Origin of the sequence: Serratia sp. JSRIV002, assembly GCF_019968725.1 — a bacterium.
GTDB classification, from domain to species: Bacteria; Pseudomonadota; Gammaproteobacteria; order Enterobacterales; family Enterobacteriaceae; genus Chania; species Chania fonticola_B.
In genome coordinates this window covers 3,587,974-3,614,817 of record NZ_CP074143.1, presented here as the reverse complement: position 1 = coordinate 3,614,817, position 26,844 = coordinate 3,587,974, and the positions used below count along the sequence as shown (strand labels likewise).

The window sequence follows — 26,844 nt, the reverse complement described above, 5'->3', positions numbered from 1 at the left end:
CAATAAAAAACCCCGCGTCAATGCGGGGTTGGTGGTGTTACTCGAAATGTGGCGATTAACCGATCGTCATCAAGCTGGCGTTACCCCCGGCGGCGGCGGTGTTGACGCTTAATGAACGTTCGATCAACAGGCGTTCCAACAGGATATTGGTTTCACCGCGGGCAAAGCCCTGCACCGAGACAATAGCACCGCTACGTTGAGCAATCTGCTCACACAGCGTGCGCAGCTGATCGGCGTCGCCGTGATAGATGGCCGCATCAAACTCGACATTATCCTGCGCCCAATCCTTGGTGAAACCGATCCGTGCCTGTACGGCGGCTGGCAAGCTGCGATACAGCGTACGCTGCAATTCCGCCTCCGGCCACAGCGCCTGGCTGCCAACCGCCAGCACGGCAGCCAACTGGTTCAGCGCATCGGCGTTGTTGTCCGCCAGGCACAGCACGCGTTCACGTGGCAGCAGGGCGTAAGTGTTGCGTTCCCCGGTTGGGCCTGGCAGCGGACGTACGGTGCCACCCTGGCCCAGTTCGGCGTATTGTTGCGCCAGGACGGCCAACTCGCGATGGTTCTCCGCCACGGCCCATTGTTCCAAGGCCTGATGCGGCACAAGCAGCGTAGGGCGTACGGTGGCTTCCAGAGGACGCTCGTTATCCTGGCGATTCAGCGTGCGCTGCACGGCATCCTGTGGACGACTGGCCAGCAGGCGGTACAGATAGAGCGGGCCACCGGCTTTCGGCCCGGTGCCAGACAGGCCTTCGCCGCCAAACGGTTGCACGCCTACCACTGCACCCACCATATTGCGGTTGACATACAGGTTACCGACCTTGGCATGATCGGTGACTCTGGCGATGGTTTCATCGATACGCGTATGGATACCCAGCGTCAGACCATAGCCTGAAGCATTGATCTGATCGACCAACGCGCCCAGATTGGCACGCTGGAAGCGAACGACGTGCAGCACCGGGCCAAAGATCTCTTTTTGCAGCTCGTCAAAGCTTTCCAGTTCGATCAGCGTTGGCTTCACAAAGGTGCCGCGAGCCCACTCTTTCTCATCATCTCCCAGGCTTTTTGCCGCCTGATAAACCTTGCGGCCTTTGGCCCGCATGGCCTGGATATGGCGTTCAATGCCGGTTTTGGCTTCGGCGTCGATCACCGGGCCAATGTCAGTAGACAGGCGTTCTGGATTACCCATCCGGCATTCTGCCATCGCCCCGCGCAGCATTTTCAGGGTGTGTTCTGCCACGTCTTCCTGCACACACAGGATGCGCAGGGCAGAGCAACGCTGTCCGGCACTGTCGAAGGCAGAGGCCACAACGTCGGTCACCACCTGTTCGGTCAGGGCAGAAGAGTCGACGATCATCGCGTTCAAACCACCGGTTTCGGCAATCAACGGGGTTGGGCGGCCTTGAGGGTCCAGACGGCCTGCGATATTGCGTTGCAGAATGCCCGCAACGTCGGTAGAGCCGGTGAACATCACGCCGCGTACGCGGGCATCATTGACCAATAGGGAACCTACGGTTTCACCCTGGCCAGGCAACAGTTGCAGAACGCCCTGAGGAATGCCAGCCTCAAGCAGGATACGCACCGCCTGAGCGGCGACCAACGGCGTCTGTTCCGCCGGTTTTGCCAGCACGCTGTTACCGGCAGCAAGGGCGGCGGCAACCTGGCCGGTGAAGATGGCCAGCGGGAAGTTCCACGGGCTGATGCAGACTACCGGGCCTAACGGCCGATGGCTGTCATTGGCGAAGTCGTCACGCACTTGGCCAGCATAGTAATGCAGAAAATCTACCGCCTCACGGACTTCTGAGATGGCGTTATTGAAGGTTTTACCCGCTTCGCGCACCAGGATCCCCAGCAGGCTTTGCAGTTGGCTTTCCATCAGCTCTGCCGCGCGTTCTAAAATGGCGGCACGTTCGGAAGGTGGGGTGGCAAACCAGATCGGCCCGGCTGCGACGGCAGAGTCTAATGCACGGCTGACTTCACCTTCGGTGGCCTCACGCACATAGCCGACAATATCACCCGGTTCGGCTGGGTTGATCACCGGTTGTTCAACTCCTTGATCCAACGGAGCATCGATCATCGGCTCAGCACGCCATTGCTGGCTTGCGCTGGTGAGCAGGGCGCTGGACAGCGAAGCCAGCCGCTGTTCGTTGGCGAGATCCAGACCGCTGGAGTTAACGCGTTTTTCACCATATAGCTCACGCGGCAACGGAATACGCGGATGTGGCAAACCTATGCGGCCTTCGCTAGCCGCCATGGCCTCGACCGCGCTGACCGGATCGGCCACCAGTTCATCGAGCGGCAGGGTGGCATCGGCGATACGGTTAACGAATGAGGTATTGGCCCCGTTTTCCAACAGACGGCGTACCAGATAGGCCAGCAGCGTTTCGTGCGTGCCGACTGGCGCATAAATACGGCAAGGGCGGTTCAGCTTGCCGTCGGCCACTTTGCCTACCACCTGTTCGTACAGCGGTTCGCCCATGCCGTGCAGACACTGGAATTCGTACTGGCCCGGATAGTAGTTATTGCCTGCCAGATGATAGATGGCGCTCAGCGTGTGGGCGTTGTGGGTAGCAAACTGCGGATAAATCAGGTTCGGCACCGCCAGCAGCTTGCGGGCGCAGGCCAGATAGGAAACGTCGGTATACACTTTGCGGGTATACACCGGGTAGCCTTCCAGGCCATCCATCTGGGCGCGCTTGATTTCGCTGTCCCAGTAAGCGCCTTTAACCAGGCGGATCATCAGGCGACGACGGCTGCGGCTGGCCATGTCGATCACCGCATCAATGGCAAACGGGCAGCGCTTCTGGTAAGCCTGAATAACAAAGCCGATGCCGTTCCAACCGGCCAACTGTGGCTCAAAGCACAGCTTTTCCAGCAGATCGAGGGAGATCTCCAGGCGATCGGCCTCTTCGGCGTCGATATTGATGCCGATATCGTATTGGCGTGCCTGCAACGTCAGCGACAGCAAGCGTGGATACAGCTCTTCCATCACGCGATCGTACTGGGCGCGGCTGTAACGTGGGTGCAGCGCTGAAAGTTTGATCGAGATGCCTGGGCCTTCATAGATGCCACGGCCATTGGAGGCTTTGCCGATAGCGTGGATGGCTTGCTGATAGGAAACCAGGTAAGCCTGGGCATCGGCTTCGGTCAGTGCGGCTTCACCCAGCATGTCGTAAGAGTAACGGAAACCTTTGTCTTCCAGCTTGCGCGCGTTGGCCAGCGCTTCGGCGATGGTTTCACCAGTCACAAACTGCTCGCCCATCAGGCGCATCGCCATGTCGACCCCTTTGCGGATCAACGGCTCGCCGCGCTTACCGATGATGCGGTTCAGGGCGCTGGAGAGATTGGCTTCATTATGGGTAGAGACCAGCTTGCCGGTAAACAGCAGGCCCCAGGTTGCGGCGTTGACGAACAGCGAAGGGCTGCGGCCAAGGTGGGAGTGCCAGTTGCCGTTGCTGATTTTGTCGCGGATTAACGCATCACGTGTTGGCTTGTCTGGAATACGCAGCAGCGCTTCGGCCAGGCACATCAGAGCCACCCCTTCCTGAGAAGAGAGTGAGAACTCCTGCAGCAACCCTTGCACCATACCGGCACGGCCGTTGGCACTCTTCTGGTTACGCAGCTTTTCGGCAATGCCATAGGCCAGTTTATGGGTGGCCTGTGCCAGATCGGCGGGTAAACGCGCTTGTTCCAGCAGCATCGGCACAGCTTCAGTTTCCGGGCGGCGGTAGGCAGCGGTAATAGCTGCGCGAGTGACGGATTGCGGCAGGATCTGTTCGGCAAACTCAAGGAAGGGTTGATGAGACTCTTCAGGCACCTGCGGTGTGACGTCATCCGCTTCTGCCTGGCCGGCAGCGGCCAGCGTCGGGATTTCTGGCAGATCGGAACCACTCTCCAGACGTTCAAGATAATTGAAAATAGCCTGCTTGATTAACCAGTGTGGCGTGCGGTCAATCCGTTGCGCCGCGCTCTTGATGCGATCGCGGGTTGCTTCATCGAGCTTCACGCCCATTGTGGTAGTGCCCATGCCAATCCAACTCCTGTGTTTGGACCCCCTCCCAATCTGCCAGATTAAGAGGCGAACCATTGTGTAATAAGGTTATTGATGCCGACAATATCCTGCATGTTGCAACTTTGTGCAACCTTGTTAAATATGCGCCGTGGCGAAGTGTGACTTCCATCGATTTTTAACATCTTGAGCGCTACGGATTATGGGCAGATAAGTCAGGGGCGTGGTGTGAGACTAGCTTATTTCCCTGTGTCAATCAGGGTTAAGTAAGAGGTGCAACTCGTTTTGGCTGTGACGAGTGCAACCTTGACAGCGAATAAATGTGACCTGGCGTGAGTTTCGTGTGACTTTTTTGTTAAATCTCTTGTTGGTTGTTGACTGCCTCAACTAGGATAGCCAGCGTTCAGACCATGATGGGTATAAACGTTGTTTATCCGCCACCATCGCAATGCGCCCCGTTCCGGCGCGTGGCGGGTGAAATTACTGACATAAAAATACCCGATAACTTTCAAGAGGCTGCTAACATACGGCGGCTTGAAAGGGAGAAGGGAATAAAAAGTGGAGAGTTTGAAATAATGAACACACCTATGCTGGTGACCTTCGTGGTCTACATCCTTGGGATGGTGGTGATCGGCCTGCTGGCCTATCGGGCCACCAACAACTTTGACGACTACATTCTGGGGGGCCGCAGCCTGGGCAGCGTGGTAACCGCGCTCTCTGCCGGGGCATCCGATATGAGCGGCTGGCTGCTGATGGGCTTACCGGGCGCGATTTTCCTCTCCGGGATTTCTGAGAGCTGGATCGCCATCGGGCTGACCATCGGTGCCTACCTGAACTGGAAGCTGGTGGCAGGACGGTTACGCGTCCATACCGAAGCCAACAACAACGCCTTGACGCTGCCGGATTATTTCACCAGCCGTTTTGAAGATAACAGCAAACTGCTGCGGGTGATTTCCGCCATCGTGATCCTGGTGTTCTTCACCATCTATTGTGCTTCCGGCATTGTGGCCGGTGCGCGCCTGTTTGAAAGCACCTTCGGTATGACCTACGCCACCGCGCTGTGGGCCGGGGCGGCCGCCACTATCCTGTATACCTTTATTGGCGGGTTTCTGGCGGTCAGTTGGACCGATACCGTGCAGGCCAGCCTGATGATTTTTGCGCTGATCCTCACTCCGGTGATTGTGATCTTCGCCGTGGGCGGCATCGACAGTTCGATGTTGGTGATCGCGGCTAAAAACCCGGCCAATCTGGATATGATGAAAGGGCTGAATCTGGTAGCGATCCTGTCGTTGCTGGGCTGGGGTCTGGGCTACTTTGGGCAGCCGCATATTCTGGCGCGCTTTATGGCGGCGGACTCCCACCGCACCATCCGTAGCGCTCGCCGCATCAGTATGACCTGGATGATCCTCTGCCTGGCGGGGACCATTGCGGTTGGCTTCTTCGGCATTGCTTACTTTGCCAATAACCCGGATCAAGCGGGCAATGTGACGCAAAACGGCGAGCGGGTGTTTATCGAACTGGCCATGTTGCTGTTTAACCCATGGATTGCCGGGATCCTGCTGTCGGCCATTCTGGCGGCGGTAATGAGCACCTTGAGCTGTCAGCTGCTGGTTTGTTCGAGTGCGATCACCGAAGACCTGTACAAAGCCTTCTTGCGCAAAGGAGCCAGCCAGCGTGAGCTGGTGTGGGTAGGGCGTGCGATGGTGCTGGTGGTAGCGCTGGTGGCGATTGCCCTGGCGGCTAACCCGGAGAACCGCGTGCTGGGTCTGGTAAGCTATGCCTGGGCCGGTTTTGGTGCCGCATTTGGCCCGGTGGTGCTGATCTCGGTACTGTGGTCGCGTATGACCCGTAACGGCGCACTGGCCGGTATGCTGGTTGGGGCGATCACCGTGATCGTCTGGAAGCAGTACGCCTGGCTGGATCTGTATGAAATCATTCCAGGCTTTGTGTTTGGCTGTATCGCCATCGTGGTGGTTAGCCTGATGGGCCGCCAGCCTTCGGCAACTATCACCAAACGTTTTGATCTGGCAGAAGCCGAGTTCAAAACGGTCTAAATCCGCCTTAATCTCTCCCCGGCAATCGGGGAGAGATCTGCTTTTCTCCTCACGACTCTCATCAAGCTGTAACAACTAGCGACATTTGATTAATAAAAATCACACTTCCGCCTCTTGTTTTTCTTTTCAGTAGAATGATAATCACTATCGTTCTGGTTTACTTTTCTTTACATTGCCGCAGCCTGGTTACTCAGCGCCAGCGGCTGACTACAAACGCCTTTTCAGGGGTTAATATTCTATGTTTGTTCCTTTCCTTATCATGTTCCGTGAGGGGCTGGAGGCTGCGCTGATCGTCAGTTTGATCGCCAGCTATCTGAAGCGGACTCAACGCGGTCAATGGCTTGGTGTGGTATGGATTGGGGTAATCGTCGCCGTTGCTCTGTGCCTGGCGCTAGGTATCTTCATCAATGAAACCACCGGCGAGTTTCCGCAAAAACAGCAAGAGCTGTTCGAAGGGCTGGTAGCGGTGGTGGCGGTGTGCATCCTGACCTATATGGTGTTCTGGATGCGCAACGTTTCTCGCTCGGTGAAGGTGCATCTTGAAGAGGCGATCGATAACGCCCTCAACTCGAGTAAAAGGCAAGGGTGGGCGTTGGTGGCGATGGTGTTTTTTGCCGTTGCCCGTGAGGGGCTGGAGTCGGTGTTCTTTCTGTTGGCTGCGTTTCAGCAGGATGTGGGCATTGCCGCGCCTATCGGTGCGATGCTCGGGCTGGCGTGCGCCATCGTGGTGGGCATGCTGATCTATTGGGGCGGTATCAAACTGCACCTGGCCAAGTTCTTCAAATGGACCAGCCTGTTTATTCTGTTCGTGGCTGCGGGCCTGGCCGCCGGGGCGATCCGTGCCTTCCACGAGGCTGGACTGTGGAACCACTTCCAGGACATCGCGTTCGACCTCAGCAACCAGCTATCCACGCATTCACTGCTGGGCACCCTGTTAGAGGGAGTGTTCGGCTATCAGGAAGCGCCGTCGGTCAGCGAAGTGGCGGTCTATTTCCTGTATCTGATCCCTGCTCTGATTTTCTTTTTCCTGCCGCAGCGTACGGAATCCTCTGCGATCCCGGCGCAACGCAAGACACATCACTAATTTACTAGGGAATCCCGTATGTCTACTCCGTTATTTCGCCGCAAGGCATTGCATGCCGCATTACTGGCCGTTCCTGCTTTCGCGCTGAGCCTCAACGCGCTGGCGGCGGATATCCCTCGAGTTTTGGTGACCGTTAACGACAAACAGTGTGAGCCGATGCAGTTGACCCTGCCCGCCGGTAAAACCCAGTTTGTGGTGCATAACACCAGCCAGAAGAACCTGGAGTGGGAAATCCTCAAAGGCGTGATGGTGGTGGAAGAGCGTGAAAATATCGCGCCAGGTTTCACCCAGAAAATGACGGCAAACCTCGAGCCGGGTGAATACGACATGACCTGTGGGCTGCTGAGCAATCCGAAAGGCAAGCTTGTCGTCACGGCTGCGGGTGCGGTAGCTGATGGCAAACCGAATGTGATGGATCTGGTTGGCCCGATTGCCGAATATAAAGTCTATGTCACCAAGGAAGTTGAAGGGCTGGTCAAGCAGACCAAGCTGTTCACCGATGCGATCAAAGCCGGTGATGTGGCCCAGGCCCGCAAGCTTTATGCGCCAACCCGTCAGCACTACGAGCGTATCGAACCGATTGCCGAGCTGTTCTCCGATCTGGACGGCAGCATCGACGCCCGTGAAGACGACTATGAGAAAAAAGCCGAAGATCCGAAATTCACCGGCTTCCACCGTCTGGAGAAAGCGCTGTTTGCCGATAACACCACCAAGGGCATGAATGAGTATGCCGATGGTCTCTATAAAGACACGCTGGAATTGCAAAAACGCATCGGTGAACTGACCTTCCCGCCAAGTAAAGTGGTGGGTGGCGCTGCTGGCCTGATTGAAGAAGTGGCGGCCAGCAAGATCAGCGGTGAAGAGGATCGCTACAGCCGTACCGACCTGTGGGATTTCCAGGCCAACGTTGATGGCGCCCAGAAGATTGTCAACCTGTTGCGTCCGCTATTGGAAAAGGCCAACCAGCCACTGCTGGCCAAGATCGACGCCAACTTTAAAACCGTCGACACCATCCTGGCTAAATACAAGACCGCAGAGGGTTACGAGTCTTACGAGAAGCTGACTACCGCGGATCGCAATGCGATGAAAGGGCCGATCACTACGCTGGCAGAAGACCTGTCACAGCTGCGTGGCGTGCTGGGTCTGGATTAAGGCTGAGCATGATGAACAACAAGACCGGCCCGCATAACGGGCCGTTTCCTCAAGATGAGCAGGCCGCTTCGCCTTCGCGTAGGCGGTTGTTGCAGGGTTTGGGCATGATGGGCGGTGCTCTGGCGTTGGCGGGGCCATCCCTGGCGCGGGCAGCAGAAGAGCCACTGGCTACCTCGCAGGACGAACGCTGGCAAAAACAACCGTTCTACGGCCAGCACCAAGCCGGTATTTTGACGCCGCAGCAAGCGGCCATGATGCTGGTGGCTTTCGACGTATTGGCGACCAACAAGCAGGATCTTGAACGGCTATTTCGCCTGTTGACCAGCCGTATCGCTTTCCTCACCAGCGGCGGTAAGGCTCCGGAGGTCGATCCCAAGCTGCCACCGTTGGATTCGGGCATTATGGGGCCAGAGATCTACCCCGATAATCTGACCATCACCGTTTCCGTTGGCACCTCGCTGTTTGATGAGCGCTTTGGCTTACAGGCGCAGAAACCGCTGCACCTGCAAACCATGACGCGTTTCCCCAACGATTCACTTGATGCTGCCCTGTGTCATGGTGACCTGCTGCTGCAAATCTGTGCCAATACCAATGAAACGGTGATCCACGCGCTGCGCGATATCATCAAGCATTCGCCAGACTTGCTCAGCGTGCGCTGGAAGCGGGAAGGTTTTATCTCGGCTCACTCGGCCCGCAGCCGGGGCAAAGAGACGCCGATTAACCTGCTGGGCTTCAAAGACGGCACCGCCAACCCAAAAACCAGCGATAAGCCGTTGATGGATCAGGTGGTGTGGGTCGGTGATAAGGCGGGGGAACCTGCCTGGGCTGTTGGCGGTAGCTATCAGGCCGCGCGTATTATTCGTTTCCACGTCGAATTTTGGGATCGGACGCCGTTGCAGGAGCAGCAAACCATCTTTGGCCGTGAAAAACACAGCGGTGCGCCGTTGGGGATGAAGCACGAGCATGATGAACCGGACTATGCCAAAGACCCGGAAGGTAAGCTGATCCGCATGGATGCCCATATTCGGCTGGCCAACCCGCGCACACCGCAAACCCAGAGCAGCCTGATGCTGCGCCGTGGCTACAGTTATTCGTTGGGCGTTTCCAATTCGGGGCAACTGGAGATGGGCCTGCTGTTCGTCTGTTACCAGGCTGACTTGGAGCAGGGTTTCCTGACGGTGCAGAAACGCTTGAACGGTGAAGCGCTGGAGGAATACGTTAAACCTATCGGTGGCGGCTATTTCTTTGTGCTACCGGGCGTCAAGACGAGTGGCGATTATTTGGCCAGCGGCTTGCTGCAGGCTTGAACAGCTAAGTTTTTCAGCATAACAGAGAAGCGCAGCGCAAAGGTTGCGCTTTTTTATATGCTCAATTTTTAATCCGGAAACCTAAATGTCATTCACCGGGATTAATACCAATACATTGATATTTAACAATAAAATAATTTAATGCCAAGTCGTTTTCGCTTTGATATAGTGGTGTTGCAGCGGGTTAAAACAAAAAATATTAATTTTTTTTACATTTTAGCAACGCGGCGCGGTTGAATGTCATTATACTGTAATCATCTGGCGGTAGTTTTCACACGGTGCACAGCTTAGTGCTGTAAATATCACTGCGGGGATCGCTAATGGTAAAGTCCTTGGTTGGGCTACAAACAACAAATAACATACCTTCCCTGATTTCTCGTTGTAACGAGGGCTCTCTCTACGACTCTCAATTTCTGACCGACTCTTGGCTTTCCTTTCACATTAATCCGGCTGACACACACTCCTGTTTTGTACCAACCTCGTTGTTCTGTGAAAAAGAGCCGCGCCTTTTGGCGGCTAGGTGTTTACGTCATTCTATGGCTTTAAAGGGGGCCACAACCTAATACGTGTGTAACATAATCGCTCGGTGTTTGCTGCCCTGCGGTAGGTGAAACAAACTGTAAGGTGCCACTATGGGAAGACAGAAAGCAGTGATCAAAGCACGTCGTGAAGCCAAACGCGTCATTCGTCGTGACGCTCGTAGTCATCGCCAGCGTGAAGAAGAAAGCGTGACCTCGCTGGTACAAATGGGTGGTGTGGAATCTATCGGCATGGCTCGTGACAGCCGGGATACTTCTACCATCGAGGCTAGAACCGAAGCTCAAGGTCATTACTTATCAGCCATAGAAAACAAGCTGTTGATATTTGCCACCGGTGAGGCAGGTTGCGGTAAAACCTTCATCAGTGCAGCCAAGGCAGCTGAAGCCCTGATACATAAAGAGGTGGATCGGATTATCGTCACTCGTCCGGTTCTGCAGGCGGATGAAGATCTCGGCTTTTTGCCGGGGGATATCTCTGAGAAGTTCGCCCCTTATTTCCGGCCGGTGTATGACATTCTGCTACGCCGTTTAGGATCGTCGTTCTTGCAATACTGCCTGCGCCCGGAAATTGGCAAGGTAGAGATCGCGCCTTTCGCCTATATGCGCGGGCGTACCTTCGAAAATGCGGTAGTCATCCTGGACGAGGCCCAGAACGTGACCGCCAGCCAGATGAAGATGTTTTTGACCCGCCTGGGTGAGAACGTCACGGTGATCGTGAACGGCGATATTACCCAGTGCGATTTGCCACGCGGTGTGAAATCCGGCCTTAGCGACGCGCTGGAGCGCTTCGAAGAGGACGAGATGGTCGGCATTATTCGTTTCGACAAACAGGACTGTGTGCGCTCTGCCTTGTGCCAACGCACGCTTAATGCTTACGATTAATTTGTCTGAAAGCTTGCAAAAGGCCACTTCGGTGGCCTTCAGATTGCTAACTAACCCCACTTTTTTAGGTGGGGTTCTTCTTTTTTAGCGACCTGTACCCATGGTGTTGTTTCGCATCCGCGAAGCTTTCTGTTGTTATTGGGTGGTCGAAAATTGATCAAAATCACAAAAATGGTTAAATTATAGGCACTGATTGTTAATTTCATGTGAGCTATTGCTTTACAGTAACTCTTGTTGGGAAGAGGTCTAATAATAAGGTTGCAACGAGCCGATAAGGAATGACGATGAAAATAAATGCGGAGCAAAAAAAGACACAAATATCGAGTTCACATCGACTGATTGGATTAGCATGTTTGTGCGGTTATTTCAGATGGCACGATTTCATTCAGGACAAAGTTTGAGATTTTGCAATTAGCTGGTGTGAAAAAAGTTTACCTATCACAAGAAAGTGCCTTTGATTGGCTAAGGTTTAGAGGGCAACCTTTTTTTACAGTAATGATACTAAAGAGGTTTACTTGTCTGTGTTAAGGTCAAAGTTATTTTATGAGTAATCTAACGGGAGGAGGTTGTTATGAATAAGGAATATATCACATTGACCGCACTTTTTTTGGGGCAGGGGCTTACTGGTTCTATAATTTCGTTGCTGACGCTAACCTCTACATTGGCTGGTAATATGCTGTCGCCCGTAAGCTATTTAACAACGCTACCGGTGACTGCTACTGTTCTGGGGGCTGCGCTAATGGTCTACTATGCGTCATTCTTAATGAGTAGGTATGGGAGAAGAACCGCATTTGCTATTGGTAGTTTAATTGGGTTGGCTGGGAGTATATTAGCTATAGCGGCTATTTTTTATCACTCCTTCGCGCTGTTTGTATTTTCTACATTCATTATTGGCGGCGCGACAGTATTTAATCAATATTACCGGTTTGCGGCTGCTGAAGTATTTGACTGTGAAAGTATGAAAAAACGATGCACTTCGTTTATCATTGGTGGCGGCATACTTGGGGGCGTGTTAGGGCCATTTCTTGCAACTCAAGGTGCATACCAGTTTAGTAATCATGTTTTTCTTGGAACGTTTTTAATATCAGCTTCCGTATTTGTATTAACGCTGCTGACGCAAATGTTTATAATTTTGCCAAAATCAGAAGTGGTTGTTAAAGGAAAGAGCTCAAGCGACTCTGATACAGGGAGTAATCTCTATCGTCATACGATTAGGTCTAATGATTTTATCATTGGGACGCTAAGTTGTGCGTTAGGTTTCGCTGTAATGACATTATTAATGAACTCTGCACCGTTAGCCATGCATCACGCTCATTTTGATATAAATCAAAGTGCTGTTGTTTTACAGTGGCATTTTTTTGCCATGTATGCACCGGCATTACTATTGCCGTTTATTTTGAGTAAATTAAGCACGTTTAATTTAATTGCGTTAGGGGCTTTGTTATTTCTGGTGGGTGTTTTAGTTGCACTCTGTCTTGATGCGTCAATGGGTTACTTGATTTCGCTGATTGCCGTTGGTATTGGCTGGAGTTTTATGTTCAGCGGTGGCACATTTTTAATTAATAGATGCTCGCTACCGGAAGTAAAGCATAAGGTACAGGGACTAAATTCATCAATGACGTATTTATGTAATCTCGTTGCTTCTTTCTCTGTTGGTATGTTTATGATTAATGAACGTGGGTGGTGGGTTGTTAATGCCATGTCTGGCCTGATTATGATTATCTTCCTTATTTACCTGATGAAGGGGAGGATGATTAAAAAACAATGAAAACGGGATGAGGCGAGGTCTTATTGATGGTTTATCTGGTAGCTTGAGTTTGAGAAAACGGCGCTAACAATAGATAAACCGAAATTTAAGGGGAAGAATCGCCAGCTTCTCGTCTCAATTTTTCTGGGGATCCCTCGACCCTGTGAGTGGGGGCGGTCTCGATGACCAGAGCAAGACGTCGATCTCCATTTTTCCCTAGCGTAAATCCCATTCTCGTTTAAGCTTTGTGTAAATTTTTGCGGTTTTTTGTATAGAATTTTGGTTTCAATAGCGTTAATTATTGGTGTCTTGCGGCCGTTAAACCGATCTTAACGGAGCTATGGGAATCGTTGGGTTGTGTGCTGTGCTTGCATGCTGATGGTCGTATTTTGGGGCTCTGAAGTTATCATGAAATATATCATTCTTATCTTATTGATTTTGTGCGTTATTTACATTCATTATCGTGGCCGTGTTCGCTATCCCTTTTGGCGTCAGCTTTCCGACCATTCCACCTTTACCGCTCCGCTGAACGTGTTTATGTACCTGTTCTCGCGGGTGCCGACCACGCCTTACCTGCAACCGGAGCAGTTCCCCGATCTCATTATCCTGCGTGACAACTGGCAGACCATTCGGGAAGAAGGGCAGCAACTGATGGAGATCCAGCAAATCAAGGCGTCGGATAAATTTAACGACGCCGGATTCAACTCCTTCTTCAAAACCGGCTGGAAGCGCTTTTACCTGAAGTGGTATGAGGATAACCATCCTTCGGCAATGGCGTTATGCCCGCAAACCACTGCGCTGTTGCGTAGCCTGCCTTCGGTGAAGGCCGCGATGTTTGCCGAATTACCCCATGGCAGCCGCTTGCCACGCCACCGCGACCCTTATGCCGGTTCGTTGCGTTATCACCTGGGGTTGATCACCCCGAATGACGACCGCTGCTTTATCGAAGTGGATGGCGAACGCTACAGTTGGCGCGATGGTGAAGGGGTGATGTTCGATGAAACCTATCTGCACTATGCCGAAAACCAGAGCGGGGAAAACCGCCTGATCCTATTTTGCGACATCGAGCGGCCGATGCGTTACCGTTGGGCGCAGGCGGTGAATCACTGGTTGGGGCGTAATTTGATGAGTGCTGCGACGGCACCGAATGAAGAGGGCGATCGTACCGGCGGCGTCAATCGGCTATTCAAATATATCTATGCCGTGCGTAAGGTTGGCAAGCGATTAAAAGCCTGGAACAAGACGGGCTATTACATTATCAAATGGCTGCTGTTTGGCGGGATTGCAGCACTGATTTTCTTTGCACTATAAATAGAACGGGGCGCAAATAATGCGCCCCGTTGATGTTTTGTAACCACCCGCTATCAGGCAAATATCGTCATCATATAAGCGGCAAACAGCGCCAGGTGCGCGGTGCCGTTTAACACGTTGGTTCTGCCGGTAGAGAACGAGATATGGCACAAGATCAACACCGTCAGCATCACTACCATATGCGGTGCTTGCAGGCCGAAGATTAGCGTCTGGCCAGTCAGGGTGGCAATAATCGTTACCGCTGGCACCGTCAGTGAAATGGTCGCCAGCACCGAGCCGAAGAACAGGTTCATGGCGCGCTGCACCTGATTGTTCAAAACCGCGCGCAGAGCACCCAACCCTTCCGGGGACAGGATCAGCAACGCAACCAGGAAACCGGTGAACTGGGTTGGTGCGTTCAGCTTGGTAAGCAAGCCTTCAAGCGGGTTGGCGTTGAATTTGGTTACGGCAATGACCGCGACCAGGTGCACGATCAACCAGGCGGCATGCCACAGGCTGCTGTGCGACGAGGGTTTACCGTGGTGCGGGTCGCCATCGTCATCTTCGTGTTCATAAACAAACAGGCTCTGGTGGGTTTTGGTCTGGATCAGCAGGAACACGCCGTACATTGCCGCCGAGATGGCCGCAACCAGCAGTGACTGGCCCACGCTGAAGTTGCCCCCAGGCAAGGCGCTTGGCAACACCAGCACGATCACCGCCAGTGGGAGGATCGCCATCAGGTATTGTTTGATACCGCCAAGGTTAACGTACTGGGTAGCAAACTTGCGCCCGCCGAGCAGCAGGGCAACCCCAACCAATCCGGCTGTCACAATCATGATGATTGAATACAGTGTGTCGCGCATCAGGGCCGGGGCCGCGTCGCCGGTTGCCATCAGTGCCGAAATCAGGCTCACTTCCAGGATCACTACCGACAGGCTGAGGATCAGCGAGCCGTAGGGTTCACCCAAGCGGTGGGCCAGGACGTCTGCATGGCGTACCACGCTGAAAGCACTGCTGAGGATACCGACCAGGGCAATAATGTTGATGGCCACAATCAGTGGGAAACTGCTGGTACCGCTCCACAGGTTGAGCACAACCAACGCGGCGATAGGGAAAATCAGGGAATACTCTGTGTGGCGAGATTTGGATCGGCCAGGATCGTTGTGCGACTTCATTACGGTACATCTCCTTCTCAAACTGCGTGGCCCGTCATCGCTGTTCACCTGCAGATAGGGTCAGCGTATCCAGAAAGTTGTTAATAATAATAGGATACACTCTGCGCATGACGCCGAGTAATAATGTGATGTTGTGTTTGGTTTTTAGAAAGCAAAACTTTGCTTTATGTGATAAGAGTAACAAAAAAACCGCATACGATGCGGTTTTTTTTACTTACTTTTACGTAAAAATCCAGGTGTTCTATGTTAAACGCCTATAAAAGGGTTTTAACTGGCATTTTTCACGGTAAATAAGGCAGATAATGGCGTTCAGGAGTCAATGTTATCCATGATATCGTGCCTTTTCTGGTGGTAACCCTCTTCATTTAGCCCTTCACGCCAGTAAGGTACGGCATAAAGCTGATTACGCTCACATTGGCGCTCCCGGCGCAGGTAACGACGCAGTTCGACCACCAGGCGGTCCTCACCTGCCAGCCAGTACTGGGTGCCGCTTTGCGACAGTGGCAAGGCGCAGAATTGCGTGATGAGATCGGCCGTTTTCTCCGTGCCGCCAATGATCCAGCTTAGTTCAACACCGGCAGGTTTTTGCAGATCGATAACGTCCGCAGGGGTATCGACACGGATAAACGCGTGGCCTTCGCTATGTGCTGGCAAGTTTTCCAGCAGTGCGGCGATGGCCGGTAATGAAGAAGGATCGCCAGCCAGGCAGTAGAAGTCGGCCGCTGGCAACATTGGTTTGGGGCCGCCAGGGTTGCTGATACCAATTTTATCCCCCGGCTTGGCCTGGCGTGCAAAGTTCACCGCTGGCCCGCTGTGGTCGTGCAGGGCAAACTCAATATCAATCTCACCCTGTTGCGGGCGGACGGCTCGAATAGAGTAGGTGCGAATTAGCGGGCGCACTGCATCGGCGGCCCACACCGGGCCCTTCTCGGTGAGCGTGGGCAGGTCTGGCTGGGTTTGGCCTGCGAGCGGTAAGAACACCTTGATATGTGCGGCGGCGGTTTCAGCAGGGTAAAAACGCAGGTCTGGCGCGCTGAAGGTGATACGGCGCAGGTGCGGCGTGATGTCGCGTAAACGGGCAACTTCGATCAAATAGGGTGCGCGGCTGCGAGGGGTTTCGGTTGTCACGGGGTTCTCCTTTATCATTCTGCAGGCAGTATATCATGCCATTTGATAATGAGAATTGTTTGCTGATTGGCGTGGCACATCAGGCCAAGCGGCGTGATCCGCCCGGATTGTATTTTTTTACGGTTAAAACGCTGAGCTCTGTTAACAAAACGCAGGGGAAGAGTAAAGTTTTACGTCTATAATTATTATTGCTTCTGGGTACAAATACTTTTTCACATTAAATATGCCTGGAAACTTGATTGAAGGGTCAGAAAAGAATATGGTCATTTATACCCGTCGTCTTTCAAGTTGCAGCGTTGTTATCTGCACTTACCCACCCCAGTCACTTACCCAAAAGTAAGCTCCTGGGGATGAGTAAGCTTGTTGCCTAGCTGCAACTTGAAATCCATAGGGTATATATTTTTGCTGGGCGGTGGAAATAAATACGCCCCGAATCCCAAAAAAGAAATTGCATACACAGTGGCGAAGGGTTTAGGGCAATCCTATTCCCAGGAGGTTGTATTAGGTGTTAACTCGAGATTTTCTGCAAAAAGCAGACTGCAAAACGGCATTCGGCACGATCGAAGAGTCGCTGTTGCTGACGCCGGAACAGCGCTCGGCCTCACTGACATGTACACTCTCCAGGCGGCCGGATAATAGCCCAGTATGGGTTTTCGGCTATGGTTCACTGATGTGGAACCCGGTATTTGAATCCGAAGAGGTGCGCCCGGCGACGCTGCAAGGCTGGCATCGGGCATTTTGCCTGCGTTTGACCGCCGGACGGGGCACGCTGCATCAGCCAGGGCGCATGCTTGCTCTACAGGAAGGGGGGCAAACCACCGGTCTGGCCTTCCGCCTGCCGGAAGATAAGCTACGTGAAGAGCTGGAACTCCTGTGGAAGCGTGAGATGATCACCGGTTGCTATCTGCCAACCTGGTGTGACCTGACGCTGGAAGACGGCAGCATCGTCACCGCCTTGGTGTTTGTGATGAACCCGCAGCATCCGCTATTTGAAGCGGATACCAGCCATCAGGTGATCGCTCCGCTGATCGCCAGCGCCAGCGGCCCGTTGGGCACCAATGCGCAGTATCTGTTTGCCTTGGACAACGAGCTGAAAAATCACGGCATGAAGGATGACTGCATCGGCGATCTGGTCGGCTATGTCCGCCAGTGGCTGCAACAGAACACCTCGGGGCCAATAGGTGGCGAAGCCACGGCCTAACCTTCAGTTACCGTCGGGGCGTGGTATTGCGCGCCCCCAAATGCTTCAACAACCTTCGCGTTGATATATCTTATCCCTCTAGGTAATAACTTTTTGCTGCATAAATCATTTAGCCACAATATCAAGGTGGTTATTTATCTCATTAATTTTAAAGCCATTTAAAATCTAAAGAAAAGCGGTGGTGAATTTTTAATGATAAAAAATGCACTTAGCATTAAAAGCTATAAGTAAAGACTATTCCTTATTTGTTCTGTTTGCCCAGACTCCGTATCAATATTGTTAACGGTTTTGGGGAGAGAAGAGGACGGAATGAATTTTCAGCAATTAAAAATTATCCGTGAGTCAGCGCGTTGCAACTACAACCTGACTGACGTCGCGAATGCGTTATTTACCTCACAGTCTGGGGTTAGCCGTCATATTCGCGAGCTGGAAGAGGAACTGGGGATTGAGATATTTATCCGCCGTGGCAAACGGTTATTAGGCATGACCGAACCGGGCAAAGAGCTGTTGGTGGTCGCGGAACGCATCCTCAATGATGCCAATAATATCCGCCGTCTGGCCGATGTGTTCAGCAGTAAAGACGCGGGCCAACTCCATATTGCCACCACCCATACCCAGGCCCGCTACAGCCTACCGGGGGTGATTAAGGAGTTTCGGGCGCTGTATCCGCAGGTGCGCGTGGTGCTTAATCAGGGGAGCCCGGAGGAGATTGCCGCCATGCTGGCCTGCGGCGAAGCGGATATCGGCATCGCCAGTGAACGCCTGATGAGCGAAGAGTCATTGGCTGCTTTTCCCTATTACCGCTGGAACCATGCAATCCTGGTTCCGGAAGGCCACGAATTGACACGCCAACCGCTGGTTACGTTGGAAATGCTCAGTGCGTTGCCGTTGATTACCTATCGCCAGGGGATCACCGGGCGCTCACGGCTGGATGCGGCATTCAAAGCCGCAGGGCTGACGCCGGATATCGCGCTAAGCGCCCAGGATTCTGACGTCATCAAAACCTATGTTGAGTTGGGGCTGGGTGTAGGCATTCTGGCGGATATGTCGTTTGAAAAAGAGCGCGATCGTGGGTTGGTGAGCCTCAATGCCGAACATTTGTTTGAGCCTAATACCGTCTGGTTGGGGCTGAAGCGCGGTCAGTTACAACGTAACTATACCTGGCAGTTTATCCAGCTATGTAATCCCACCTTGTCGCTCACGGACATTAAAGAGAAAGTGTTCTCCGATCAGTTGGAACAGGTTATCGACTATCAGATCTGAAGTTGTAATGCGCTGGAATGGTGCAAAGCGCGCCATATCACTGTGCAATAGTGAGGGGTGGATTACAGATTGCACGGCAATAACACTCTAAAATCTGTAGCTTGGCAAAGTGGCATACAAGCTGCTTTACCTTTAACGCGGAAACGTTGACTATCCGCGACGAATTTCAACAGGCGTCCGTGCAGCACGTTTGCCCCAATGGTGGAATGTGCTGTTCGGACGTCTTTTTTATCGCTGGTAATACCCTTGGTTGAGATCCCCGATTACAGGTTTTTCCGATGGCTTCTTTTTGCCGATCGCTTACCCTATGGCTTCAGGTTGCATTATGCTGTGCGGCAGGTTTTTTCTTCCTGCCGGAACGGTAGTGTCAACGAGGTAAGTTTGCCATGCGGCAAGGAAGACGAAGGGCAAACGTGGTTATGACCAAGGTTATTCAGCAAAAGATGTCACAGTTGTTATCCAGCACGCGCTTACTCGGGTTATTAGCTCTACCGGTGATAATGTTTAACGCCCAGGCTGAGGCACCCGCTGCAGTAAAAAGTGAAGCTGAGGTTACGGTGGAAGCACCCTCGGTTGGGACGAGCGTGATTGACGATCTGGCTAAAGCGCCACCGACAGCAACAGTAGAAACCCAGACGGTAGTACCACCGGCGCCTGCAGCAGAAACCCAGACGGTACCGCCACCGGCTGCGGTAGCAGAAGCACAGACAGTAGCACCCCCTGCAGAGGCCCAGGTTATTGCCCCACCGGCGGTGGCAAATGCGGCTGATATCGCGGCTAAAGTGCCTGCGGCCGTGACCCCGGTAGAAAAGCCTGCGGCTGTGGTCAGTGAGGTCAAGGCGCAAGCATCCCCGGCGCAAGAACTGCCGGATCTGGGCAGCGCTGGCGTCAACGATGCCGAAAAAGAAAAAGAGTGGGCTACGCGGGCGAAAAAGCTGGCAGAGCAGAATCTTAATCAGATATCCAGCGAGCGGGCGCGCGCCGATACCAAAGATTACCTGACCAACCAGGCCAGCTCGGTCTTACAGCAGGAGACCGAGGAGCTGCTTTCGCCACTTGGCACCGCTAAACTGTCGCTTGCGGTCACACCTGAAGGGGATTTTACCGGCAGCAGCGGTCAGTTGTTCAGCCCGCTCTATGACGTGGATGGCTTGTTGACCTACAGCCAGGTGGGTTATCTGCAAAAGGCTAACGGTTCACAGGGTAATTTTGGTCTGGGGCAGCGCTGGGTGGTGGGGGATTGGCTGCTGGGCTACAATTCCGTACTCGACAGTGATTTCCAGAATCAGCGCAACCGCGGCAGCATCGGTGCAGAAGCCTGGGGTGACTATCTACGCTTATCGGCAAACTATTACCACCCGCTATCATCATTTTCACCACAGGCAAATAATGCCGTCTTTCTCGGCCGTCCGGCGCGTGGCTACGACATTACCACTCAAGGTTATCTGCCGTTTTACCACCAGCTTGGGGCCTCGCTCAGCTTTGAACAGTATCGCGGCGCCAGTGTCGATCTGCTAGGCAATGGCAACAAACAAACCGATCCTAGCGCTATGCAGGTGGGGCTCAACTATACGCCGGTCCCGTTGGTCACGGTCAAAGCCTTGCACAAACTGGATAATGTGGGCGAAACCCAGGACAAGGTCGAGCTGGCCATGACCTACCGCCTTGGGGTGCCGCTGCTCAAACAGATTTCTCCGTACTACGTAGAACAGGCCAAATCATTGCGCGGTAGCCGCTATGACAGCATTGAACGTAATAATGTGCCGGTGCTGGAGTTCCGTGAAAGCAAAACGTTGCAGGTGTTTCTGGCGACGCCGTCATGGAGCCTGAATCCAGGGGAAACGCTGCCGCTGGTGCTGGAAATCAAGGCGGCCAATAAGATCGCTGCGGTCAACTGGCAAGGGGACACTCAAGCAGTCAGCCTGACGCCACCGGCGAATATCAACGATCCGCAGGGGTGGACCTTGACGGTGCCCGCGTGGGATGAGACGCCAGGGGCCAGTAATCACTACCAACTGTCCGTCACCCTTGAGGATGAAAAGCAGCAGAAAGCCACCTCGAACTGGATCACGCTACAGGTTACCGCTCCCCTGAGCTTGTCTATTGAAGGGGAGCCTGGGTTACCACCGCCGCAAACCCTGCAGCCACCGGCAATCCCGGCGGTTACCGGGCCGTTGCACCCAGAGGGTAACTAATCCTTCTTATTACCCAACACCCAAACGGCGGCTTCTACGCGGGACTTCAGTTTCATCTTCTTCAGCAGGTGTTTCACGTGCACCTTGACGGTACTCTCGGTGATCATCAGTTTACGGGCGATCAGCTTGTTTGGCAGCCCCTGCGCGATCAGCTTGAGGATGTCGCGCTCGCGCGGGGTTAACTGCTGGATGTCGCGTTCTACCGCCGGGCGGTTTTCCCTCAGGCTGGCCGCCAGCACTGGAGTCAATGCTTCGCTCAGTACCATTTGCCCTGCCGCCGCCTGATGCAGCGCCTTGAGCAGTTCCTCTGGTTCCATATCTTTCAATAGATAGCCATCTGCACCGCGTTTCAGCGCGCTCACTACATCGTCTTCATGGTTGGAGACGCTAAACACCACCACGCGGCCGGAAAGGGCGGTTTGGCGTAGGCGATCCAGGGTTGCCAGGCCGTTCAGTCCGGGCATATTCAGATCCAACAGGATCAGGTCGGGATCGTGCGTCTCCGCCAGTTCCACCCCTTGTTCGCCATTGCTGGCTTCGGCGATGACTTGCAGCCGCGGATCCATGCTAATCAACTGCTTGACGCCGTTACGCAGCATGGGGTGATCGTCAATCAGCAGTATGGTGGCAGCTTCTTCGGTCGTCATAGTATTTCCTTATTCAATAGCGGAGTTATCCGGGCGGAACGTCACCCGGACTTCGGTGCCGCCGCCGCTGCACGGCAAGATTTCGCACTGGCCATGCAGGCTTTTGGCGCGATCGCGCATGATGATTAGGCCGTAATGATCGGGCCGTTCACTGATATCTGGCAGACCACGGCCATTGTCGCTGACGCTCAGGGTGACTTCGCCCTGCAGGTTGGTCACCCGAATCGCGACCTGGCTGGCCTGCGCGTGTTGGTGAATGTTACTCAATGCCTCACGCGCGATCTGCAGCAGGTGGATCGCCTGATAGGCCGGTACGCTACGTGGGCCTAACTGATAATCCAGTTCGATGGTGATCCCCAGCCGCTGGTTGAATTCTTGCACCGTAGACTGTAGTGCCGCCAGCAGGCCAGGTTCGGTCAGGCGCAGGCGGAAGGTGGTTAACAGCTCGCGTAACTGGCGATAGGCGGTGCTGATCTCTTCACGCATCTGTTGCACCAGCGCCAGGCTAGCCGGAGGGAGTTCGCTTCCCTGCATTTGCAGGCAACTGGTCTGCATTTTCAAACAGGTGAGGGACTGAGCGATGGAGTCGTGTAACTCGCGGGCAATCGCGGCCCGCTCTTCCATCAACATCAACTGCTGCTGGTGGTCAACCTGACGCTCTATCGCCAATACGCTGGTCAACTGCTCTATCAGGGTATTCATCAACTGACATTGCTCATCGCTTAGCCGTTGTTCTGGTGCATGTTGAGCGACGACGATGCCATAATTGCCCAGTTGGTCACTCAGGCTCCAGCTAAGAGAAGGATGGCCCTGACTATGCGGCTGATGTTCGCTCAAGCAGGCGCTACAGACCGGATTATGGCAATACTCCGGCCTCAATGGCTGGTTACCGCTTAATTGTAGAAACTGTTCCTGACTGTTGTTTTCATACAGCCGTACCTGGATGCTGTGTAGCGGCGTCAAGGTTTGCAACTGGTTGAGGATCGGCGTCAAGCGGCTACAGATCGGCTCGCTGGTGTGCAACTGGCGGCTGGTGCGATACAGAAAACCCAGCACCTGATTTTTCTGTTGCAGGTCGGCGGTTTTCTCTGCGACACGTTGCTCCAGCCTGGCATAGATGGTGGCAAGCTCGTCGGACATGGTGTTCAGCGCGGCGCCTAGGGAAGACATCTCGTCCTGATGTCCACGTTGGGCAAAGCGGTGGCTGAAATCACCGCGGCCAACCGCCAGCGCCAGTGCCACCAATTGACGCCAAGGGTGCAGCAAACGGCGGCGTAGATAACAGATGGTGCCGACCAGCAGCAACAGCGTCAGGGCGATAAATCCCCCCTGAACCAGCGTCACCATCAACAAGCGCCGTTCGGTTTGATGATCGATATCGGAAACCAGCTTGTCCAGCAGGCTGACAAAATGGGCCACTTGGGGAGCCGCATCGGCGGGGCGTTGTGCTTGGCGCAGCCGCGGTTGCAGCTGGTTTAGCCAATAGTCACGCAGCGTCAGCAACTGTGGGGTTAGCCCTTCGCGCTCCAACGCCAGCTGCAAATCGCGGCTGGTTTCATCCTGATCCAATCCCTGCATCAGGAGGTCACTGCGGGCATCCAGAGGGACCTGAGACAGCAGACGGTAGCTCTGCATCCGTAGGGAGCCCGCCTTGTTGATGGCATGAGCATTGCCCTGAATGCTTTGCGACATCCAGGCGGAAATACTCATTCCGGCGATACCCAGCACCCCCAGCAGTAGCATTAGCAGGGCAACCTGGTTAACGATGGAAAGCGGAGCCAGCAAGCGTTTCATCGAATACGCGTCCCCTAGAGAGCAGCAGAAACCAGAGAGTAGATACCCGAAAATCCGGCCGCCAAATTACGTCAATAGCAGCCATTTTTCCTCATCCCCCGGCGTAACCCCATACCCCTAACGAAGTACCCCTTAGTTTCCGGTGGTCTGACCCATAGCCAAACCATTAGCTCTACTGTGGTATAACCTGCTGAATACCAATAGATTAGCTGGACTGGATTGGCTACTCACTAAGGGATGTATGAGGTTTTTCCGCCATGAGTTACCTGCTTGCTCATTGATTTGCATCAACTTTACCGCTTGAGGGGATCAACTAGGGTGTGCGCAGTTATCACCGTGTTTCTGAGGTTATTATGTCGCAATCTGCAACGCCTTTAGCAAAAAAAACGGGTGCGGTTATTCAGGACTGGCAACCTGAGAACAGCGAATTCTGGCAGCAGAGCGGGCACCGCATTGCCCGCCGCAACCTGTGGATCTCCATACCCTGCCTGTTGCTCGCCTTCTGCGTCTGGATGCTGTTCAGCGCCGTGGCGGTTAATCTGAACAAAGTGGGTTTTAACTTCACCACCGATCAGCTGTTTCTGTTGACCGCATTGCCTTCGGTTTCCGGCGCGATCCTGCGCGTGCCGTATTCCTTCGTGATCCCGATGTTTGGTGGCCGCCGTTGGACGGCCATCAGCACCTGTTTCCTGCTGGTACCTTGCCTGTGGTTGGGCTATGCGGTGCAGGATCCGACCACCTCATTCAACGTATTTATCATTATCGCGCTGTTGTGTGGTTTTGCTGGGGCCAACTTTGCTTCCAGCATGGCGAACATCAGCTTCTTCTTCCCGAAGGCGAAGCAGGGTGGCGCGTTGGGGCTGAACGGCGGTCTGGGAAATCTGGGGGTCAGCGTAATGCAACTGGTGGCTCCGTTAGCCATCTCGCTCGCCATGTTCGGCTTCCTGGGCGGCACTGGGCAGACACAGCCAGACGGCAGCCAGCTGTGGTTGGAAAACGCCGCCTGGATTTGGGTGCCTTTCCTGCTGGTGGCAACGCTGGCGGCCTGGTTCGGTATGAACGATTTGGCCGCCTCAAAGGCTTCTTTGCGCCAACAGCTGCCGGTACTGAAACGGGGTCACCTGTGGGTTTTGAGCCTGCTGTATCTGGCGACCTTTGGTTCCTTTATTGGTTTCTCTGCCGGTTTTGCCATGCTGGCGAAAACCCAGTTTCCTGACGTGGTGATCCTGCATTATGCCTTCTTCGGGCCGTTCCTTGGGGCGCTGGCTCGTCCCGTGGGCGGGGCGCTTTCCGATCGCTTTGGCGGTATTCGTGTGACGCTGCTGAACTTTATCGTCATGGCTATTTTCGCCGCCTTGCTGTTCCTGACCTTGCCGGGTAGCGATCATCAGGGCTCGTTTATGGCCTTCTATGGCGTGTTTATGGTGCTGTTCCTCACCGCCGGGTTGGGCAGCGGCTCGACCTTCCAGATGATCGCCGTGATATTTCGTAAAATCACCGTGGACAGAGTGAAAGCCGAAGGAGGAAGCGATGAGTTGGCACAGCGCGAGGCGGTAACCGATTCGGCTGCGGCGTTGGGCTTTATCTCGGCGATTGGTGCAGCAGGGGGGTTCTTTATTCCCAAGGCGTTTGGGACTTCGCTGGCGTTGACTGGCTCACCGGCTGGGGCGATGAAGATCTTCCTGGTGTTTTATATTCTGTGTGTCGTGGTGACCTGGGGGGTTTACGGCCGTAAAAAGGTTTCACGCTAGTTGAGTTAAGCGAAGGCAATATGCGGCGGCCCTACTGTCGAACATGTGCGACGCCTACCCATTGTGCACCATTGCCTATCAGTAATCAGACACTCCTCGCTTGCCGGGGAGTGTCTACCCTCTCAATTCCCATCCGTTGTTTCAGTGATTGCCAATCGGTGAAGTCACCGCTATTTTGCCGAAACTCCGCTGTGTAATATTACCGGCTTTTGGCGGTTTTATTGGTCTATATTAACATCGCTTTTTTGTTGAGTGAGGATAAGAGCAACCCATGTTTATCTATTGATAAAATCTTAATGCCCACTGTTTCATCAGAAAATAAAACCCATAATCCTTTGTGCAGAGTGCTTTATGTCTGAATTGGCCATGGACCAGGAGGGGGTGGTTTTTTCTCAGTGAGCTGCATGATTTCACTAAGTTATGAAAAACAGGTGAAATATAAAGTCAGTCTGTTTCACCGAGTTTATATTTAAATTGTTGAACATTTTTTCATATGTCTATACAAATGGGGACGCTGTGAACTCATAAGGAAAATGAAAAGTGGCTGCTGAACAGGAAATAAAAATCATAAATTTTGATGTTTTGCTCCCCTCCAGGCAGCGTTCACGCCTACGTTGGAAAGAGCTGCAGATCCTTTCCCTGCTGGTTAACCGGTCGCCTGAGTTGGTGAGCCGCTCAGAAATCATTGAGACTATCTGGAAAGGCACCTATTGCTCAGACTCGACAATCAATCAGACGATTAAGTCCATTCGCCAGAAAATTGGCGACACGGAGCATGCTCTCATCCGGACCATTCCTCGTCTTGGTTATAAGGTGGACGATAAAGCAATTTTTAACTTTATATCATCAGGAGAATCTGCCGTCGCCACGGAGATTATTCCTGGCAATAATAATGCTGAAACTATTAATAGTGATTTATCTGCGGGCAAATTAAATCATATGGTCGATGAAATTATTGAAAATGCAACGGTGCCGGAAGATTATTCCTGCATGCATCCGATATTAAGCGAAATGGCTTTGGATGATCCCAGGCAAAACACGCTAATACCAGGGGGCCGGGTATTGACGTATCTGGCGGCGTTTATTGCGCTGTTGACAGTTTCACTTTTATCCTATGCATTGGGCAGTCGGACCAGGCCTGCAATACAGCATGAGCAGCTAAACAGCCCTCGAATGTTTCTCTCTTTTTCATTAGACACCTCTGCTGGTGTTAATCCCCAGGCGCTGAACTGCGTGTATCTGGCGGGGAATGAAAAGGAAATGCGGGTTGAATGTCGGACTCGCTAGCAGGGAGTCCCTGGAAGCCGTTTCAGACAAGATTATCCGGTCATTCTGTCATTAATCTTGCTCACATTTCCGTTTTTACCGCCTCTACCCCCAAATTTCCGCTTCAGGGGGTTCGCCAGGCGCGTCTCTTTACTGGTCTATAATTCTTGTTTTATTACAATGTGATAGCGTTAATTCTAACGATCATCCTTTAGTGGTATTTCCAACGTCCCCCACGTTTTTCCTCACTGATTCCCTTGATCGCAATCAAGTTACGCCCGGCAGAGCATCAGTAGCCTTGGCCGCAGATTGAGCAATGTCACTTGGCAACTTCTTACAACAATATGCCCGTCGTCTTTC

17 protein-coding genes are annotated in these 26,844 nt (G+C 53.4%); 12 read left to right on the top strand and 5 right to left on the bottom strand.

The window, feature by feature from the left end:
* Window positions 1–55: 55 nt before the first annotated feature.
* Window positions 56–4,027, bottom strand: coding sequence for a trifunctional transcriptional regulator/proline dehydrogenase/L-glutamate gamma-semialdehyde dehydrogenase (gene putA / locus KGP26_RS16950; protein WP_094983053.1), 3,972 nt, complete (start codon window positions 4,025–4,027; stop codon window positions 56–58).
* A gap of 557 nt (window positions 4,028–4,584) precedes the next feature.
* Between putA and putP the strand changes: the two genes are divergently transcribed.
* From putP to lpxO, 7 genes are all read left to right on the top strand, one after another.
* Complete coding sequence (gene putP / locus KGP26_RS16945) at window positions 4,585–6,063, top strand: sodium/proline symporter PutP (RefSeq protein ID WP_094983052.1); 1,479 nt, start codon at window positions 4,585–4,587, stop codon at window positions 6,061–6,063.
* Window positions 6,064–6,301: 238 nt separating this feature from the next.
* Complete coding sequence (gene efeU, locus KGP26_RS16940) at window positions 6,302–7,147, top strand: iron uptake transporter permease EfeU (RefSeq protein ID WP_223664309.1); 846 nt, start codon at window positions 6,302–6,304, stop codon at window positions 7,145–7,147.
* An 18-nt stretch (window positions 7,148–7,165) separates the two neighbouring features.
* The gene (efeO, locus tag KGP26_RS16935) at window positions 7,166–8,299 is read left to right on the top strand and encodes an iron uptake system protein EfeO (RefSeq protein ID WP_065684222.1); all 1,134 of its coding nucleotides are present in this window, start codon (window positions 7,166–7,168) and stop codon (window positions 8,297–8,299) included.
* Window positions 8,300–8,310: 11 nt separating this feature from the next.
* Window positions 8,311–9,606 carry an iron uptake transporter deferrochelatase/peroxidase subunit gene (efeB, locus tag KGP26_RS16930; RefSeq protein WP_037375391.1) on the top strand — a complete coding sequence of 432 codons (1,296 nt, stop codon included), beginning with the start codon at window positions 8,311–8,313 and terminating at the stop codon, window positions 9,604–9,606.
* A 632-nt stretch (window positions 9,607–10,238) separates the two neighbouring features.
* Window positions 10,239–11,027, top strand: a complete 789-nt coding sequence (gene phoH / locus KGP26_RS16925; RefSeq protein WP_021180979.1) for a phosphate starvation-inducible protein PhoH — start codon at window positions 10,239–10,241, stop codon at window positions 11,025–11,027.
* 571 nt (window positions 11,028–11,598) lie between these two features.
* Complete coding sequence (locus KGP26_RS16920) at window positions 11,599–12,795, top strand: MFS transporter (RefSeq protein WP_223664308.1); 1,197 nt, start codon at window positions 11,599–11,601, stop codon at window positions 12,793–12,795.
* A gap of 387 nt (window positions 12,796–13,182) precedes the next feature.
* The gene (lpxO, locus tag KGP26_RS16915) at window positions 13,183–14,085 is read left to right on the top strand and encodes a lipid A hydroxylase LpxO (RefSeq protein WP_021180981.1); all 903 of its coding nucleotides are present in this window, start codon (window positions 13,183–13,185) and stop codon (window positions 14,083–14,085) included.
* A gap of 53 nt (window positions 14,086–14,138) precedes the next feature.
* Here the strand turns inward: lpxO and chaA are convergent, their stop codons facing one another.
* Window positions 14,139–15,239 (bottom strand): sodium-potassium/proton antiporter ChaA, encoded by a 1,101-nt coding sequence (chaA, locus tag KGP26_RS16910; RefSeq protein ID WP_021180982.1) that lies wholly within the window; start codon window positions 15,237–15,239, stop codon window positions 14,139–14,141.
* 309 nt (window positions 15,240–15,548) lie between these two features.
* Complete coding sequence (locus KGP26_RS16905; RefSeq protein WP_179252760.1) at window positions 15,549–16,367, bottom strand: siderophore-interacting protein; 819 nt, start codon at window positions 16,365–16,367, stop codon at window positions 15,549–15,551.
* A 505-nt stretch (window positions 16,368–16,872) separates the two neighbouring features.
* Between KGP26_RS16905 and KGP26_RS16900 the strand changes: the two genes are divergently transcribed.
* The 3 genes from KGP26_RS16900 (at window position 16,873) to KGP26_RS16890 (ending at window position 21,026) form a co-directional block, all read left to right on the top strand.
* On the top strand, window positions 16,873–17,568 hold the full coding sequence (locus KGP26_RS16900) for a gamma-glutamylcyclotransferase (protein ID WP_021805682.1): 696 nt from the start codon (window positions 16,873–16,875) through the stop codon (window positions 17,566–17,568).
* Window positions 17,569–17,877: 309 nt separating this feature from the next.
* Window positions 17,878–18,831 carry an HTH-type transcriptional regulator Cbl gene (gene cbl / locus KGP26_RS16895; protein WP_021805681.1) on the top strand — a complete coding sequence of 318 codons (954 nt, stop codon included), beginning with the start codon at window positions 17,878–17,880 and terminating at the stop codon, window positions 18,829–18,831.
* Window positions 18,832–19,250: 419 nt separating this feature from the next.
* Complete coding sequence (locus KGP26_RS16890) at window positions 19,251–21,026, top strand: YchO/YchP family invasin (RefSeq protein WP_223664307.1); 1,776 nt, start codon at window positions 19,251–19,253, stop codon at window positions 21,024–21,026.
* Here KGP26_RS16890 and narL read toward each other — a convergent pair.
* Both narL and narX read right to left on the bottom strand, forming a co-directional pair.
* Window positions 21,023–21,673 carry a two-component system response regulator NarL gene (narL, locus tag KGP26_RS16885; RefSeq protein ID WP_021805679.1) on the bottom strand — a complete coding sequence of 217 codons (651 nt, stop codon included), beginning with the start codon at window positions 21,671–21,673 and terminating at the stop codon, window positions 21,023–21,025. The genes KGP26_RS16890 and narL overlap by 4 nt on opposite strands.
* Window positions 21,674–21,682: 9 nt before the next feature.
* On the bottom strand, window positions 21,683–23,467 hold the full coding sequence (gene narX, locus KGP26_RS16880; protein WP_209523963.1) for a nitrate/nitrite two-component system sensor histidine kinase NarX: 1,785 nt from the start codon (window positions 23,465–23,467) through the stop codon (window positions 21,683–21,685).
* A 353-nt stretch (window positions 23,468–23,820) separates the two neighbouring features.
* On the opposite strand from narX, the gene KGP26_RS16875 reads away from it, so the two are divergent.
* Window positions 23,821–25,218 (top strand): NarK family nitrate/nitrite MFS transporter, encoded by a 1,398-nt coding sequence (locus KGP26_RS16875; RefSeq protein ID WP_094983211.1) that lies wholly within the window; start codon window positions 23,821–23,823, stop codon window positions 25,216–25,218.
* A 540-nt stretch (window positions 25,219–25,758) separates the two neighbouring features.
* Window positions 25,759–26,505, top strand: a complete 747-nt coding sequence (locus tag KGP26_RS16870) for a winged helix-turn-helix domain-containing protein (RefSeq protein ID WP_059201093.1) — start codon at window positions 25,759–25,761, stop codon at window positions 26,503–26,505.
* Window positions 26,506–26,844: the final 339 nt, after the last annotated feature.

Bases quoted from the DNA above. Each gene is read 5' to 3' on its own strand.
- putA (WP_094983053.1), bottom strand. From the start codon at position 4,027: ATGGGCACTACCACAATGGGCGTGAAGCTCGATGAAGCAACCCGCGAT.
- putP (WP_094983052.1), top strand. From the start codon at position 4,585: ATGAACACACCTATGCTGGTGACCTTCGTGGTCTACATCCTTGGGATG.
- efeU (WP_223664309.1), top strand. From the start codon at position 6,302: ATGTTTGTTCCTTTCCTTATCATGTTCCGTGAGGGGCTGGAGGCTGCG.
- efeO (WP_065684222.1), top strand. From the start codon at position 7,166: ATGTCTACTCCGTTATTTCGCCGCAAGGCATTGCATGCCGCATTACTG.
- efeB (WP_037375391.1), top strand. From the start codon at position 8,311: ATGAACAACAAGACCGGCCCGCATAACGGGCCGTTTCCTCAAGATGAG.
- phoH (WP_021180979.1), top strand. From the start codon at position 10,239: ATGGGAAGACAGAAAGCAGTGATCAAAGCACGTCGTGAAGCCAAACGC.
- KGP26_RS16920 (WP_223664308.1), top strand. From the start codon at position 11,599: ATGAATAAGGAATATATCACATTGACCGCACTTTTTTTGGGGCAGGGG.
- lpxO (WP_021180981.1), top strand. From the start codon at position 13,183: ATGAAATATATCATTCTTATCTTATTGATTTTGTGCGTTATTTACATT.
- chaA (WP_021180982.1), bottom strand. From the start codon at position 15,239: ATGAAGTCGCACAACGATCCTGGCCGATCCAAATCTCGCCACACAGAG.
- cbl (WP_021805681.1), top strand. From the start codon at position 17,878: ATGAATTTTCAGCAATTAAAAATTATCCGTGAGTCAGCGCGTTGCAAC.
- KGP26_RS16890 (WP_223664307.1), top strand. From the start codon at position 19,251: ATGACCAAGGTTATTCAGCAAAAGATGTCACAGTTGTTATCCAGCACG.
- narL (WP_021805679.1), bottom strand. From the start codon at position 21,673: ATGACGACCGAAGAAGCTGCCACCATACTGCTGATTGACGATCACCCC.
- narX (WP_209523963.1), bottom strand. From the start codon at position 23,467: ATGAAACGCTTGCTGGCTCCGCTTTCCATCGTTAACCAGGTTGCCCTG.
- KGP26_RS16875 (WP_094983211.1), top strand. From the start codon at position 23,821: ATGTCGCAATCTGCAACGCCTTTAGCAAAAAAAACGGGTGCGGTTATT.